This is a genomic window from Acidovorax sp. 93 (assembly GCF_003633835.1).
In the GTDB taxonomy this organism is placed as follows: domain Bacteria; phylum Pseudomonadota; class Gammaproteobacteria; order Burkholderiales; family Burkholderiaceae_C; genus Acidovorax; species Acidovorax facilis.
Genome location: NZ_RBIT01000001.1, coordinates 1,747,689 through 1,763,283 on the forward strand (window position 1 = coordinate 1,747,689; position 15,595 = coordinate 1,763,283).

The following is a 15,595-nucleotide window of genomic DNA, read 5'->3' on the forward strand; positions in this document are numbered from 1 at the left end:
GCAAGCTCCTTGTGCTAAGGCTTGTTCGTTGTAGAAACCGCCTGCACTGACTGTTGGTCAGCAAGGCACCGTCTCCGCCCCTTACTCCGAACAGTCGCCTGCCACGGAGCCCTTCATCGCTGGGCTGTTTTCTTGAGTATTTTGTGCGAGTATAACACAAATCCCTATCGAATCTGTCGGGTTAAAAAACCAACTAGTTTTTAATTGACCCGATAGTTATTTCCGATTGTTCTTTCGCCCATTACAAGGCCACCGAATCATTGCCATGTGCACCAAATGCCTGGTCCTTGAGCCGCGTGAGCTGGTCGCGCACCCGGGCGGCCTGCTCGAACTCCAGATTGCGAGCGTGTTCCAGCATGAGTTTTTCCAGCCGTTTGATCTCGCGCGCCACGTCTTTTTCTGACATGTCCTCCACCTTGGCGCGCTGCAGGGCTTCCTGCTCCAGCCGTTCTGCGTCCTTACCGGCCTTTTCGCTGTAAACCCCGTCAATCAGGTCTCTTACCCGCTTGACAATGCTGCGCGGCGTGATTCCGTGGGCCTCGTTGTGTGCGATCTGCTTGATGCGCCGACGTTCCGTCTCGCCCATGGCTTTTTTCATGGAGTCGGTGATGCGGTCCGCATAGAGGATGGCCCGGCCATTGAGGTTCCGCGCCGCACGGCCGATGGTCTGGATCAGGCTGCGCTCGGCCCGCAGGAAGCCTTCCTTGTCCGCATCCAGGATCGCCACCAGGGACACTTCGGGAATATCCAGACCTTCGCGCAGCAGGTTGATGCCCACCAGCACGTCAAAGGCGCCCAGGCGCAGGTCGCGGATGATCTCCACCCGCTCCACCGTGTCCACGTCGCTGTGCAGGTAGCGCACCTTCACGCCGTTGTCCGTCAGGTAGTCGGTCAACTGTTCAGCCATGCGCTTGGTCAATGTAGTAATGAGTACGCGCTCATGCTTTTCGACACGAATGCGTATTTCTTGCAGCACATCATCCACCTGATGGGTGGCGGGACGCACTTCCACCTCGGGGTCCACCAGTCCGGTGGGGCGCACCACCTGGTCGACGATCTGGCCAGAGTGCGTGCGCTCGTAGTCCGCCGGTGTGGCGGTGACAAAGATCACCTGCCGCATACGCTGTTCGAACTCCTCGAATTTGAGCGGTCTGTTGTCCAGCGCCGAGGGCAGGCGAAAGCCATACTCGACCAGCGTGGTCTTGCGCGAGCGGTCGCCGCTGTACATGGCGTTGAGCTGGCCGATCATCTGATGGCTTTCGTCCAGGAACATCAGAGCGTTCTTGGGCATGTAGTCGGTCAGCGTGCTGGGCGGGTCGCCGGGCGCGGCGCCCGACAGGTGGCGCGTGTAGTTCTCGATGCCCTTGCAGTGCCCTACTTCGCTGAGCATCTCCAGGTCAAAGCGCGTGCGCTGCTCCAGCCGCTGCGCCTCCACCAGCTTGCCGTCGGCCAGCAACTGTTTGAGGCGCTCGGCCAGTTCGACCTTGATGGTCTCCACCGCTGCCAGCACCTTGTCGCGTGGAGTGACGTAGTGGCTGCTCGGGTACACCGTGAAGCGCGGAATCTTCTGTTTGACCCGGCCCGTGAGCGGGTCAAACAGCTGCAGGCTCTCGATCTCGTCGTCAAACAGCTCGATGCGCACGGCCAGCTCGGAATGCTCGGCCGGAAACACATCAATGGTGTCGCCCCGCACGCGGAACTTGCCGCGCGAAAAATCAGCCTCATTGCGCTGGTATTGCATGCGTATCAGCTGTGCTATTACGTCGCGCTGGCCCAGCTTGTCACCGGTGCGCAGCGTCATCACCATGCGGTGGTAACTCTCGGGCTCGCCAATGCCGTAGATGGCCGACACCGTGGCCACGATGACCACATCCGTGCGCTCCATGAGGCTCTTGGTGCACGAAAGCCGCATCTGCTCGATGTGCTCGTTGATGGCGCTGTCCTTCTCGATGAACAGGTCGCGCTGCGGCACATACGCCTCGGGCTGGTAGTAGTCGTAGTAGCTCACGAAATACTCCACGGCGTTCTTGGGGAAGAACTCGCGGAACTCGCTGTACAGCTGCGCGGCCAAGGTTTTGTTGGGCGCGAACACGATGGCCGGGCGCCCCATGCGGGCGATCACATTGGCCATGGTGAAGGTCTTTCCAGAGCCTGTCACACCCAGCAGCGTCTGGAAGGTTTCCCCATCGTTCAAACCTTCCACCAGCTTGTTGATGGCCTCGGGCTGGTCGCCGGCCGGTGGGTACGGCTGGAACAGTTCGAAGGGGGAGTTGGGGAAATGGACGAACTCGCCGTCTTGCTTTTCCGTTATGACTTCTGTGAGATCCGGCATAGGTGCGGTCAACGATTGGTAGAGGCAGGCCGTTAAAATCGGCCGAACCCGGCACAGTACACCACGCCCGGATTCTTCGCTACTGACAACCTTTCAAGGATTTTCATGTCTCTGTTCACCGCCGTCGAAATGGCCCCCCGCGACCCCATCCTGGGCCTCAACGAGCAATTCAACGCCGACACCAACCCCAACAAGGTCAACCTGGGCGTCGGCGTTTATTTCGACGACAACGGCAAGCTGCCCCTGCTGCAATGCGTGCAGGCGGCAGAAAAGACCATGATGTCCACCCCCACGGCCCGTGGCTACCTGCCCATCGACGGCATCGTGGCTTACGACAACGCCGTGAAGGCTTTGGTGTTCGGCGCGGACAGCGAACCCGTCACCTCGGGCCGCGTGGCAACCGTGCAAGCAGTGGGCGGCACGGGCGGCCTGAAGATCGGCGCTGACTTCCTCAAGAAACTCAGCCCCAATGCCAAGGTGCTGATCTCCGACCCCAGCTGGGAAAACCACCGCGCACTGTTCACCAACGCCGGTTTTGAAGTCGATACCTACGCGTACTACGATGCGGAAAAGCGTGGCGTGAACTTTGAAGGCATGCTCGCCAGCCTGAACGCTGCAGCTCCCGGCACCATCGTTGTGCTGCACGCCTGCTGTCACAACCCCACGGGCTACGACATCACCCCCGAGCAGTGGGACCAGGTCATCGCCGTCGTCAAGGCCAAGGGCCTGACGCCCTTCCTTGACATGGCCTACCAGGGCTTTGGCCACGGCATCGCGGAAGACGGTGCCGTGATCGGCAAGTTCGTGGCTGCAGGCCTCAACTTCTTTGTCTCTACCTCGTTCAGCAAGAGCTTCAGCCTCTACGGTGAGCGCGTGGGCGGCCTGTCCGTGCTGTGCGCCGACAAGGAAGAAGCTTCGCGCGTGCTGAGCCAGCTCAAGATCGTGATCCGCACCAACTACTCCAACCCACCCATCCACGGTGGCGCAGTGGTGGCTGCCGTGCTGAACAACCCTGAGCTGCGCGCGATGTGGGAGAAGGAACTGGGCGAGATGCGCGTGCGCATCAAGGCCATGCGCCAGAAGCTGGTGGACGGTCTCAAGGCTGCGGGTGTGAAGCAAGACATGAGCTTCATCACCACCCAGATCGGCATGTTCAGCTACTCCGGCCTGTCCAAGGACCAGATGGTGCGCCTGCGCAATGAGTTCGGCGTGTACGGTACCGACACCGGCCGCATGTGTGTGGCAGCCCTGAACAGCAAGAACATCGACTACGTCTGCCAGGCCATTGCAAAGGTTGTCTGAGCACGATGAGAAAGCGGCTCTCGCGCGCCGCTTTGTGAGCGAAGCGCTCCAGAACCCGCACAACGCGGCCCTTCTGGAGCGTTTGCCTTTTCTGGGCTTGCCCGACGCCTGGTTGGTGGCGGGTTGCCTGTTCCAGACGGTGTGGAATCTGCACTCCGGCGTGGCGCCCACGGCGAACATCAAGGACTACGACCTGTTCTACTTCGACGGCAACGACTTGTCCGAATCGGCAGAGCAGCAGGTGCAAGCCCAAGTCGCCGCCCTCTTCGCCGACCTGCCCATCACCGTGGAAGCCAAAAACCAGGCCCGCGTGCACCTCTGGTACGAACGCTGGTTTGGCTACCCGTATGCGCCACTGCAATCAGCTCGCAACGGGATCGAGCGTTTTCTGGTGCCCTGCACCTGCGTCGGGCTGCAACCTGCTGACAACCGGAGCGTCAACGAGTCCACCCTGTACGCGCCCTACGGGCTGGAAGAACTGTACGCAGGACTGCTCAAACCCAACCCCGCATGCCCGCATCTACCGCTGTTCCAGGCCAAGGCTGAAAGCTATCGAGAACGCTGGCCGTGGCTGACGATCCGGGCCACCGCCTGATCGGCAAAGCCGCCAATTTTTTACGTCTTTTTGATCCCTAGCGCTTGATGCAAAAGCGCTGGAAGCTATCAAAACAGAAGCAATCGGCGCTATCCTGCATCACCCCCACAGCACCGAGCGCATCGAGATCGACGCCGACTGGTAACCCGTATTGAAGAAACGCGGCATCTCGCTGGGCAAAACAGCTCCTGCGGCGTACAGCAGCGGCAGATAGTGCTCGTGCGTGGGGTGCGCCTGCTGGGCCACCGCACCCAGTTTCTGGAAGTCCTGCAGGGCGCCCAACTGGCCCTTCTTGATCTGCTCCTGAACCACGGTGTCGAACTCGGCCGCCCAGTCATACGCTTCGTTGGCGGCCGAGCCACGGCGGGATGCGCGCAGGTTGTGCACGATGTTGCCGCTGCCCACGATGAGCACACCCCGCTCGCGCAAGGCCTTGAGCTGCTGGCCCAGCGCATAGTGCTCGGCCGGGGCGCGGCTGTAGTCCATGCTGAGCTGTATCACCGGGATACGCGCCTGGGGGAACATGGGCTTGAGCACCGACCAGGTGCCATGGTCCAGGCCCCATTCGCCTTCGTCCACGCCCAGTGCGGCGCCGGTGGCAGGAGATTTCAGCTCCTTGGCCAGGCTGCGCGCCACCGCTGGTGCGCCCGACACGGGGTACTGCTGGTCAAACAGCGCCTGGGGGAAGCCGCCAAAGTCGTGGATGGTTTTGGGGTTGGCCATGCCGGTGAGCTGCCAGCCACCACGCGTGAGCCAGTGGGCCGACACACACAGGATGAGCTGCGGCTGCACCGCGCGTGCCATCAGCTCCGCGCCCATGGCCTGCCAGCTGCGGCGCCAGGCGTTGTCCTCGATGGCGTTCATGGGGCTGCCGTGGCCCACAAACAGCACGGGCATGCGGGGCGAGGGCTTGAGCGCCTGCAGCGCGGTCGCTGTGGCGGCGCTGCTCAGGGACGTGGTCATGAAAGCTCCCGGAAAGGCGGCCAGGCCCGTGAGGGCGGCCAAAGAGGTTCTGCGTTGCATGGGTGGGGGAGCGTAACAAATTATGTATAACGCGGGGAGTGAGCCCGCGCGCCCCTTGAAGTTCCAGCGCCGCGCCTTTTCCTTCCGTTCAAAACCACAACACCGAGACAACCCCACACCCATGACAACCGCCCTGCCCCAGCCCCTGCGCAATGTCCGTGTCCTGAGCCTCGCGCTCAACCTGCCCGGCCCCGCCGCCCTGATGCGCTGCGCGCGCATGGGGGCCGACTGCACCAAGCTCGAACCTCCTCCAGCCCCGGGCCACCCCAGTGCGGACCCCATGGGCATCTACAGCCCCGCAGCCTATGCCACGCTGCACCGGGGCGTGCGCGTGGTGCATGCACACCTCAAAACGCCCGAAGGCCAGGCCGCGCTGCATGAGGAGCTGGGCCGCACCGATGTGCTGATCACCTCCTTCCGCCCCTCGGCGCTCACCAAGCTGGGCCTGGGCTGGGAGGCGCTGCAGGCTCAATACCCGCGCCTGTCACTGGTGCGCATCGTGGGCGCGGCGGCCGAGCGCGCCGAGGAACCCGGCCATGACCTCACCTACCTAGCCGATGCCGGGCTGGTCACCGGCACCGAGATGCCCCCCACCCTGTACGCCGACATGGGCGGCGCCCTGATGGCCAGCGAAGCCGTGCTGCAGGCCCTGCTGGAGCGTGGCCACACGGGCGGCGGCGTGTGCATCGAAGTCGCCCTGGCCGACGCCGCCGCTTGGCTGGCCCAGCCGCGCGACTGGGGCCTGACCACGCCCGAGGGCGACGTGGGCGGCAACCACGCGGGTTACCGCATCTACCCCTGCGCCGATGGCCGTGTTGCCGTGGCCGCGCTGGAACCCCACTTTGCCGCCAGCCTGTGCGCCGCTGCAGGCCTGCCCGCCACGGGCGACCCGCAGGTGCTGCGCGCCCCTGCCACGCACGCGGCCGTGGCAGCCTTCCTGCGCACGCAAACCCGCGCGCAACTCGATGCGCTCGCGGTGGCGCAGGACATTCCCTTGCACACCCTTGTTTGAGAATTCCGTTTACTGATGCAGAAACAAGGCACCGTCATCCGCTGGGACGCTACCCGCGCCTTCGGCTTCATCCGCAGCCCGGACACGTCCGCCGATGTGTTCTTTCATGTGCGGGACTACCGGGGCGCCACCCCGCCGCGCGAAGGGCTCGCCGTGGTGTACGAGGAAATTCATGTCGGCGGAAAAGGACCACGGGCCATGGCAGTGCTGCCTGCGGCCCTGCAAGGGGGCGCATCCCCGTCCCGCCCAGCGGCCACATCAACCCCTCAGCGGGGACGACAGAAACCGTCGCAGCGGGCGACCCAATCCCAGCCTCAACGCCGCCGGCGCCCCCCAGAGTCCAGCGGCCCACCCAACCCTGCCAGTCCTGCACTGGTGTTGATGCTGGGCTGGGTGGCGCTGCTGGCATGGGGCTTCTGGGCGGGCCGACTCCCATGGTGGGTGTTGGGGGCGGCCCTGGCCGTCAACCTCCTCACGTTCTTGGTCTACGCCATCGACAAAAGCGCCGCACAAACCGGCCAGTGGCGCACCAAAGAGAGCCATCTGCACCTGCTGAGCCTGGCAGGCGGCTGGCCGGGTGCGTGGTTTGCGCAGCAATGGCTGCGGCACAAATCCCGCAAGGTGGAGTTTCGCGCCGTCTACTGGGTCACCGTGGTGTTGCATTGCGGGGCGCTCGGGGCCTGGGTGGGCGGGTGGCTGCCATAGCGGCGCCACCAATGCAGTATCAATTTGATAGCTGCTAGCGATTGATACATAAGCACCAGAGGCAATTTTGATTCAGAATTTGCAGCCCATCGCGCGCAACACAGGGGGCTGACGCGCAGATTGCCCGCTGGCCTACACCGTGCGCCACAGCCACGGGTTTCAATCCCTAAGGTCTGAAACACCTCGGGAGAAGCCCATGAAACCCCTCATTCTTGATTCCACCATGACCAACATGGGCGGCGTTTTCTACCCCACCGGCCATGTGTTCGCACTCTTCCCCGACGAAGACTGCGTGCGCCAGGCCGCCACCGCGCTGCAGGCCGCCGGCCACCAGGGCGACACCGCCTACGCCAGCCCCGAGGTCATTTTGCAAGAGATCGTCCGCACCCTGGGCACGGCAGATGCCCCAATGCCCTCGGTGGGCGCCGAGGGCGACATGGTGCGCCGCATTGCCGACTTGGCGGGCACTGGCCACCACGGCATGCTGATCGCCATGGCAGACAAAGACAACACCGATACCCTGGTGGAAGCCATTGCCCCACAAGGTGCAGTCACCGCCTTCTACTACCGTACCTTCATCATCGAAGACCTGATCTCACAGCCCGCCGGTGACGGCCCGCAATCGGTGGTGGTGGGCACCCACGCAGCAGAAGGCTGAAGCTTGCATTCATCGCGCAGCAGCGGTACGGCCGGGCTGGCAACGCTGGTTGAAAACGGCAGAAGGGGTTTTGGCCGCGCGATCCAGCAAATCCATCCGGGGCGCAAAGGCCCAGTGCTTGCGCCCGGTAAACGCTGCCGCAATACCATGCCGGGACATCACCAGCAGGATTTGCCGGTGGAACCCCACGGCCGTGCCCCCCGCTCCGGCATGCTCCACCACTGTTCGGCATAGCGCGCAGCCGCCAACCCATAGACACAGTGGGCGCAAACACCCTGGCTACCCACTCGCGCGGTACCAGCTGGCGGCCATTCCACTCGCATCCACGCAGGGAAGGTACAGCAGCGCTAGGCGCGCCATGTCGCGGGCGCGCATCTGCACGCCAAATTCGCCGGTGGAGGTACCTTGTGGATCCGCCTCCCACGACACATCTGGCAAACCCCACGGGCCAGACAGATGCGTCTGGGCGCAGGCATGGTCAGCGGGGCTTGCGTGCCGATGGTTTGGCCGCCCCGGTCACACGCGGCGGCAAGCCGGTGTGCTGGGTCAGCATGCGGCCCTTTTGGGGCTGCCCTGGCTTGGCAGGCCGGGAAGGCAGCACTTTGGCGGCTTCTGCCTTCTGTCCCACGGGCGTCGAGTTCTTGCGCCGCGCACTCTGGTAGCCTCCGTCGGTCAGCGGCTGGAAGGTCGGTATCAGGTGGTGCTTGCCATTGCCGATCAGGTCGGCGCGGCCCATGGCCTTGAGCGCCTCGCGCAGCAGAGGCCAATTGTTGGGGTCGTGGTAGCGCAGGAAGGCCTTGTGCAGGCGGCGGCGCTTGTCGCCGCGCACGATGTCCACAGCCTCGCTGTCGCGCGTGATCTTGCGCAGCGGGTTCTTGTTGCTGTGGTACATGGCCGTGGCCGTGGCCATGGGGCTGGGGTAGAAGGTCTGCACCTGGTCGGCACGGAAGCCATTCTTTTTCAGCCAAATGGCGAGGTTCATCATGTCCTCGTCGCTGGTGCCCGGGTGCGCGGCAATGAAGTAGGGGATCAGGAACTGCTTCTTGCCCGCTTCTTCGCTGAACTTCTCGAACATCTGCTTGAACTTGTCATAGCTGCCGATGCCCGGCTTCATCATCTTGGTGAGCGGGCCCTGCTCGGTGTGCTCGGGCGCGATCTTGAGGTAGCCGCCCACGTGGTGCTGCACCAGCTCCTTCACGTACTCGGGGCTTTTCACGGCCAGGTCGTAGCGCAGGCCCGATCCGATGAGGATCTTCTTGATGCCTTTGAGCGCGCGGCCACGGCGGTAGATCTTGATCAGCGGATCGTGGTTGGTGCCCAGGTTGGAGCAGATGCCTGGGTACACGCAACTCGGTTTGCGGCAGGCGGCTTCGATCTCGGGGCTCTTGCAGCCCAGGCGGTACATGTTGGCCGTGGGGCCGCCCAGGTCGCTGATGGTGCCGGTGAAGCCCTTGACCTTGTCGCGGATGTCCTCGATCTCCTGAATGATGGAATCTTCACTTCGACTCTGGATGATGCGGCCCTCGTGCTCGGTGATGGAGCAGAAGGTGCAGCCGCCAAAGCAGCCGCGCATGATGTTGATCGAAAAACGGATCATCTCCCACGCGGGGATCTTGGTCGCGCCGTCGTGGCTGCCGTTCTCGTCGGCGTAGCTCGGGTGCGGGCCACGGGCGTAAGGCAGGTCGAACACGTAGTCCATCTCCGCCGTGGTGAGCGGGATGGGCGGCGGGTTGATCCACACGTCGCGCGCGGTCACGCCCTCGCCATGCGCCTGCACCAGCGCGCGGGCGTTGCCGGGGTTGGTCTCCAGGTGCAGCACGCGGTTGGCATGGGCATACAGCACGGGGTCGCTTTTGACCTGCTCGTAGCTGGGCAGCCGGATCACGCTTTTGTCGCGTGGTGGCACCTTGAGCTTGGCCTTGAGCGCCGGGTTCGCCACGAACAGCATGGGCTGGATGGCGGGGTTGGGCTCGGCAGATTTTGGGTCTTTTTGGCCGCTAGCGCTTGTTCCACCTTCACTAGCAGCTACAGAATCAGGAGCATCCTCCTTGCTGCAGGTGCTGCCCTGGGCGGCGGCCTGCTCACTGGTGGTCATGTAGGGGTTGACGTGGGCCTCCACGCGGCCAGGCTCGTCCACGCTGGTGGAGTCAATCTCGAACCAGCCTTTGCCGGTCTCATCGTCGGGCCTGCGCACAAACGCCGTGCCACGCACGTCGGTGATCTGCTCGACCGGCTCGCGTGCGGCGATGCGGTGGGCAACCTCAACCAGCGCACGCTCGGCGTTGCCGTACAGCAGCAGGTCACACTTTGCATCCACCACGATGGAGCGGCGCACCTTGTCGCTCCAGTAGTCGTAGTGCGCAATGCGGCGCAGGCTGCCTTCGATGCCGCCCAGAATGATGGGCACGTCCTTGAACGCCTCGCGGCAGCGCTGGCTGTAGACGATGGCGGCGCGGTCGGGGCGCTTGCCGCCGATGTCGCCGGGGGTGTAGGCGTCGTCGCTGCGGATCTTCCGGTCGGCGGTGTACCGGTTGATCATCGAATCCATGTTGCCCGCCGTCACGCCCCAGAACAGGTTGGGCTTGCCCAGCACCTTGAAGGGCTCGGCGCTTTGCCAGTCGGGCTGGGCGATGATGCCTACGCGAAAGCCCTGGGCTTCGAGCGTGCGGCCGATCACGGCCATGCCGAAGCTCGGGTGGTCCACATAGGCATCGCCCGTCACCAGGATGATGTCGCAGCTGTCCCAGCCCAGTTTGTCCATCTCGGCGCGGCTCATCGGCAGGAACGGGGCCGTGCCAAAGCGCTTGGCCCAGTACGGACGGTAGCTGGTCAATGGCTTTGCGGCGCGCGCAAAAAAGGAGACGTCAACGGGGGCGTTCATGCAGAGGAGTTTCGCGGCCGGCCCTTGTGCGTCAAGGGCGTCGTGGGGCGCGGCTGTGGTGGTTAACCCGCGATTTTACGGCGGCAAGCCCTTTTTGTCGCTGCTTGCGCGTTGCCCTTGTGCGTTGGAGGTCTTGATGAACATCAGGCATATACTTGCCAAAGTCAATCAATTGCATGACTAAGGCATTCATTACCACGACCAGCACTACATCCCAGCCCACCTCCGCAGCCGTGAAAGCAGTGCGGCGTTTCAACCGCTTTTTTACACGACGGGTGGGCGTGCTCGACCCGTATCTGGGCAGCAACCTGTCGCTCACCGATGTACGTGTGCTGTACGAACTGGCGCACCGCGAGGCGCCCGTTGCCAGCGAACTGGCGCGCGACCTGGGCCTGGACGGCGGCTACCTGAGCCGCATCCTGCGCCGTTTTGAAGCATCCGGCTGGATCACCCGCAGCGCCAGCGCCAAGGATGCCCGCCAGAGCATGCTGACCCTCACCCCCGCGGGGCGCGAGGTGTTCGAGCCGCTGCAACAACGCTCACGCGACGAGGCCGCAGCCCTGCTGACCCCCCTGCCCCCCGCGCGCCAGCAGGAGCTGGTGGACGCCATGGAACGCATCGAAGCCTTGCTGGACCCCGCCAACGCGGCGCCTAAGGCCACGCGCATGGCCGTGTTGCGCGACCCGGTTCCCGGCGATATCGGCTGGGTGGTGCAACAGCACGGCGAGATCTACTGGCGCGAATACGGCTGGGACAGCCGCTTTGAAGCCCTGGTGGCCGACATCGCCGCGCAGTTTTTGCGCAAGTTCCAGCCCGCGTGGGAGCGGTGCTGGGTGGCCGAACTGGACGGCGAACGTGTAGGCGCCGTGTTTGTGGTGCGCAAATCGGCCACCACGGCCCAGCTGCGCATGCTGATCCTGTCGCCCAAGGCGCGCGGGCTGGGTCTGGGTGCGCGCCTGACTGACGAGTGCATCGCCTTTGCGCGGGCCAAGGGCTACAAGAAGATGGTGCTGTGGACCAACAGCTGCCTGGCTGCTGCACGGGGCATTTATGCCAAACGCGGATTCAAGCTGGTCAAGTCAGAGCCGTATGAAGGTTTTGGCCGGCAGCTGGTGGGGGAGACGTGGGAGCTCAAGCTGTAACATCGCCGGCTTGGCACCTCACGTCGACAACTACCCAGAGAAGAACGCATGCAACGCGCCGCCTGGCCTCCATTGATGTACTGAACGCCCGCAGCGTGAGCCTCCACTGCGCCTTTGGCACAGACGGTGGCAACCGCTGCCCTTGCTGGCCCCCTGCCCGGGCCAGCGCTTTGCTTTTTTCGTCTTTTTCAAGTGCTCCGTTGCCATGACGGAGCTCGGAAGACGAAAGGCGTCAGTTCTCATCCTGGATACCGACATGCAACTTCTCGACACACTGGTGGCGCGCGCCATCCCTTGGGTGCCCCGCGCACTGATCCGCAAAATTTCTCGCCGCTACATCGCAGGCGATACCCTCGCCGAAGCCCTCGTGCGCGTGCAACAGCTCAACGCGCAAGGCTTCTCCGTGACGCTCGACGTACTGGGCGAAACCATCTCGACCCTGCAGCAGGCGCAGGCCACTGCCAACATCTACATCGAAGTGCTCCACGCCGTCCACGGCCAGAGATTGCAGGCCAACATTTCGATCAAGCCTTCCGCACTCGGACTGCTGCTGGATGCGCAGCCGTGCGAACAACTCATCCTGAGCATTCTCGACACCGCAGAGCACCACCGGAACTCCGTTTGCCTGGATATGGAGGACACCCGCTGTACCCAAAAGGAAATCGAATTGTTCGGACGCTTGCGGGAAGGCTTTGACAACGTCGGCCTGGCACTACAGGCGTATCTACTGCGCACCTACCAGGACATTGAGCCGCTCTTGCGCGAAGCCAGCACTTTGCGCATCTGCAAAGGCATATACGTGGAGGATCGCTCGCACCTCGTGCACGAGGCCTGGAACGACCGCAGTGCCATCAACGAACACTTCCTGAAGCATGTTGAGCGTTGTTTCGAAGCAGGTAGCTTCGTCGGCATTGCCACGCACGATGCTGCATTGATCGCGCGCATCGTCGAACGGGCGCGCCGCGATGACATCGATCGAAGCCAATTTGAATTTCAGATGCTGCTGGGCGTGTGCGAACCCCTGCGCGACAAACTGCGGGACATGGGCTTCAACGTGCGCATCTATGTGCCCTTTGGCAAGGACTGGTATGGCTACAGCACACGGAGGCTGAAGGAGTCTCCCCGAATCGCAGGGCATATCGCCAAAGCGCTGATCGGGCTCTGAAAACACCCCATAAAAAAATGGTCCTTCAGGACCATTTTTTTTGTGACGCGGTGGCAATACCACCACCGGCAGCAGGCGAGACAGCTACCACTCCCCCACTTCGCGCACCCGCTGGGCCAAGTCCGGGATCGCATCGTCCTCCACAACGGGTGCTGCCTGCACTGGGGCCATGACCGCCTCCGCCACACTTAGCTGCGCGCGCTGGGGCATCAACCGACCAAAAACGTGGCTGGCGAGGGTTTCATGCAGGGGAGCGGTAAATGGTGCGGCAAACATGGCAGTTCCTTTTCTGATGGCCTGAGTGCTTTCAAATCGGTAGCAGCAGGTTAGGCCACAGCAACAAGCCTCAAGTGTAGGAACGAGCGCCTTTTGCAGGTGTGACAGAACGCACAAACAACACGGTTTTGTCACGAAGGGCGCGCTTATCGCGACAAACGGCACGGTGCACGCCACAAATCGGCCGAATCCGCCACGCCGTAAACTCTTCGCCCCATGTCACAGACCCTGGCTGCGCCCGCGCACAGCGAAATCATCATCAAGAAAAGCCGCTTCATCGGCTGTGTGCAACCCATGGCCGACCGTGCCAGTGCGCAGGCGACGGTGGATGCCCTGTGGAAGCAGCACCCCGGCGCCGCCCACATCTGCTGGGCGCTGCTGGCGGGCGGCCAGTCGGCGGCGGTGGACGACGGCGAGCCTGGTGGCACGGCAGGCCGCCCCATGCTCGACGTGCTGCGCCACCAGGACCTGGAAGGCGTGCTGGCCACCGTGGTGCGCTACTTTGGCGGCGTCAAGCTGGGCGCAGGCGGACTGGTGCGAGCCTACACCGACACCATTGCCCAGGCCCTGCTGACTGCGCCCAAGGTCACGCTGCAACGCATGAAAACCCTGCAGTGCCATGTGCCCTATGCGCTGGAGGGGCTGCTGCGCCGCGAGATCGAGGCCGCGGGTGCGGAGCTGATCAACGTGCAGCACGGCACGCTCGTCACCCTGCAGTTGCGCTTGCCCGAGGCCCAGGCCGCCGCCTTTGTGCTGCGCATCAACAACAGCGGCCAAGGCCGCGTGGGCTGGACCGAGCCCGACGCCTGAGCTGGAGTGTGGGCTGCAGAGGGAGCATCGGCTGCAACCCGCGATAAACCGGTCTCGCGCGTTTCGCTTCGATGCCTTCTGTCGCCCACCCTCCTAGGGGCAGCCCAGCCGGACCTGGCGCCGACTCGGAACAAATGCCTTTACGCCTACAAGCGCTGTAGCGGCAGGCCGCCACACTCAGAGCTTTACCGGGCTGCTAAGGAGACGCTATGAGCCAACCGCTCGACACCATCATCATCGGCGCAGGCACCGCCGGTCTGGCCGCCCTGCGCGAAGTGCGCAAGCGCACGGAACGCTACCTCATCGTCAACGAAGGCCCCTGGGGCACCACCTGCGCCCGCGTGGGTTGCATGCCCTCCAAGGCACTGATCGAGGCGGCCAACGCCTTCCACGGCCGCCATACGTTTGAAGAATTCGGCCTGCGGGGCGCTAGCGCGCTGACCGCCGACCTGCCCGCCGTGCTGCAGCGCGTGCGCGATCTGCGCGACGACTTTGTGGCCGGTGCCCTCAAAGCCACCAGCGAACTGGGCAGCGCACAGATGTCGGGGCGCGCCACCCTGCTGGGCCCCCACTCGGTGGACATTGACGGCACCGCCTACGCCACCCGCAGCATCATCATCGCCACCGGGTCACGCCCCAGCGTGCCGGAAGAATGGCTCGCGTTTGGCGACCGCATGCTCACCACCGACACCCTGTTCGAGCAAAGCACCCTCGGCCCTCGCATTGCCGTGATTGGCATGGGCCCCATTGGGGTGGAGATTTCGCAAGCCCTTGCGCGGCTGGGCTTGCAGGTGGCCGCATTCACCACGGGCGATACGCTGGCGGGCCTGAGCGATCCAGTGCTCAACGCCGAACTGACAGCGCTGCTCAAGCAGGAAATGGTGCTGCACATGGGGGCCGAAGCGCAGCTGCGTGAAGTACCCGGCGGCATTGAAGTCACCAGTGGCAACAACCGCGTGGTGGTGGACCAGGTCATCGCGGCCATGGGCCGGGTGCCCAACATCCAGTACCTGGGCCTGGAGACGCTGGGGGTGCCCCTGGACCAGCGCGGCATGCCCACCGTCAATCCACAAACCCAGCAAATAGGCGATTTGCCCGTGTTTCTGGCCGGAGACGCCAACACCCATGCCCCCCAGTTGCACGAGGCCGCCGACGAAGGCCACATTGCGGGCATGAACGCGCTGGCTGACACCCCCACACGCTTTCAGCGCCGCACCCCGCTGGGCATCGTGTTCTGCGACCCCAACATCGCCACCGTGGGCCAGCGCTTTGCCGACATGGACCCCGCCCACACCGTCACCGGCACAGCCAGCTTTGACAACCAGGGCCGCGCCCGCACCGCGCAGCAAAACCACGGGCGCATCTGCATCCACGCCGACCAGGCCACCGGCCGCCTGCTGGGCGCTGAAATGTGCGCCCCACAAGGCGAACATATGGCCCACCTGCTCGCGCTGGCCATTCAGCAAAAACTCACCGTGCACGATCTGCTGGGTATGCCGTTCTACCACCCTACGCTGGAAGAAGGCTTGCGCACTGCGCTGCGGGATACAGCACGGCAATTGCCCCAGGGGCGCGAGTCTGATTTGGCGACGTGCACGGCCATTGGGGTGGCGGCGTTGGAATAGGAGCCTTAAGGGTGACCCTGCGGTCCGTGATAACGCGGTCTCGGGCGGTCCACTGCGTTGCTTTTCTTG

At 63.8% G+C, this 15,595-nt stretch carries 13 protein-coding genes; 9 read left to right on the forward strand and 4 right to left on the reverse strand.

The features are described 5' to 3' along the window. Positions 1-241: 241 nt before the first annotated feature. The gene (gene uvrB / locus C8C93_RS07920; protein ID WP_121506484.1) at positions 242-2,332 is read right to left on the reverse strand and encodes an excinuclease ABC subunit UvrB; all 2,091 of its coding nucleotides are present in this window, start codon (positions 2,330-2,332) and stop codon (positions 242-244) included. A 105-nt stretch (positions 2,333-2,437) separates the two neighbouring features. On the opposite strand from uvrB, the gene C8C93_RS07925 reads away from it, so the two are divergent. After that, entirely contained in the window at positions 2,438-3,634 is a 1,197-nt protein-coding gene (locus tag C8C93_RS07925; protein ID WP_121506485.1) for an amino acid aminotransferase, read from the forward strand. Next, positions 3,627-4,229 carry a nucleotidyltransferase family protein gene (locus C8C93_RS07930; protein WP_121506486.1) on the forward strand — a complete coding sequence of 201 codons (603 nt, stop codon included), beginning with the start codon at positions 3,627-3,629 and terminating at the stop codon, positions 4,227-4,229. The genes C8C93_RS07925 and C8C93_RS07930 overlap by 8 nt, the downstream gene beginning before the upstream one ends. Positions 4,230-4,328: 99 nt before the next feature. On the opposite strand, the gene ygiD is transcribed toward C8C93_RS07930, so the two are convergent. After that, a complete protein-coding gene (ygiD, locus tag C8C93_RS07935) occupies positions 4,329-5,234 on the reverse strand; it encodes a 4,5-DOPA dioxygenase extradiol (RefSeq protein WP_121506487.1) in 906 nt (301 codons plus the stop codon). A gap of 139 nt (positions 5,235-5,373) precedes the next feature. Here ygiD and C8C93_RS07940 point away from each other — a divergent pair, with 139 nt between their 5' ends. The 3 genes from C8C93_RS07940 (at position 5,374) to C8C93_RS07950 (ending at position 7,627) form a co-directional block, all read left to right on the forward strand. Further along, the gene (locus tag C8C93_RS07940) at positions 5,374-6,264 is read left to right on the forward strand and encodes a CoA transferase (protein WP_121506488.1); all 891 of its coding nucleotides are present in this window, start codon (positions 5,374-5,376) and stop codon (positions 6,262-6,264) included. A gap of 15 nt (positions 6,265-6,279) precedes the next feature. After that, the gene (locus tag C8C93_RS07945) at positions 6,280-6,969 is read left to right on the forward strand and encodes a cold shock and DUF1294 domain-containing protein (RefSeq protein ID WP_121506489.1); all 690 of its coding nucleotides are present in this window, start codon (positions 6,280-6,282) and stop codon (positions 6,967-6,969) included. A gap of 196 nt (positions 6,970-7,165) precedes the next feature. Next, on the forward strand, positions 7,166-7,627 hold the full coding sequence (locus tag C8C93_RS07950; RefSeq protein ID WP_121420036.1) for a hypothetical protein: 462 nt from the start codon (positions 7,166-7,168) through the stop codon (positions 7,625-7,627). Between the two features lie 478 nt (positions 7,628-8,105). On the opposite strand, the gene C8C93_RS07960 is transcribed toward C8C93_RS07950, so the two are convergent. Beyond that, the gene (locus C8C93_RS07960; protein WP_121506491.1) at positions 8,106-10,508 is read right to left on the reverse strand and encodes a YgiQ family radical SAM protein; all 2,403 of its coding nucleotides are present in this window, start codon (positions 10,506-10,508) and stop codon (positions 8,106-8,108) included. 176 nt (positions 10,509-10,684) lie between these two features. Between C8C93_RS07960 and C8C93_RS07965 the strand changes: the two genes are divergently transcribed. Both C8C93_RS07965 and C8C93_RS07970 read left to right on the forward strand, forming a co-directional pair. Continuing rightward, the gene (locus C8C93_RS07965) at positions 10,685-11,650 is read left to right on the forward strand and encodes a helix-turn-helix domain-containing GNAT family N-acetyltransferase (RefSeq protein WP_121506492.1); all 966 of its coding nucleotides are present in this window, start codon (positions 10,685-10,687) and stop codon (positions 11,648-11,650) included. Positions 11,651-11,906: 256 nt separating this feature from the next. Further along, on the forward strand, positions 11,907-12,815 hold the full coding sequence (locus tag C8C93_RS07970; protein WP_121508698.1) for a proline dehydrogenase family protein: 909 nt from the start codon (positions 11,907-11,909) through the stop codon (positions 12,813-12,815). Positions 12,816-12,899: 84 nt separating this feature from the next. Here the strand turns inward: C8C93_RS07970 and C8C93_RS07975 are convergent, their stop codons facing one another. Next, positions 12,900-13,091 (reverse strand): hypothetical protein, encoded by a 192-nt coding sequence (locus tag C8C93_RS07975; RefSeq protein WP_121506493.1) that lies wholly within the window; start codon positions 13,089-13,091, stop codon positions 12,900-12,902. Between the two features lie 216 nt (positions 13,092-13,307). Between C8C93_RS07975 and C8C93_RS07980 the strand changes: the two genes are divergently transcribed. Continuing rightward, entirely contained in the window at positions 13,308-13,901 is a 594-nt protein-coding gene (locus C8C93_RS07980; RefSeq protein WP_121506494.1) for a YigZ family protein, read from the forward strand. A gap of 209 nt (positions 13,902-14,110) precedes the next feature. Beyond that, positions 14,111-15,526 carry a dihydrolipoyl dehydrogenase gene (locus tag C8C93_RS07985; protein WP_121506495.1) on the forward strand — a complete coding sequence of 472 codons (1,416 nt, stop codon included), beginning with the start codon at positions 14,111-14,113 and terminating at the stop codon, positions 15,524-15,526. Positions 15,527-15,595 lie beyond the last annotated feature (69 nt).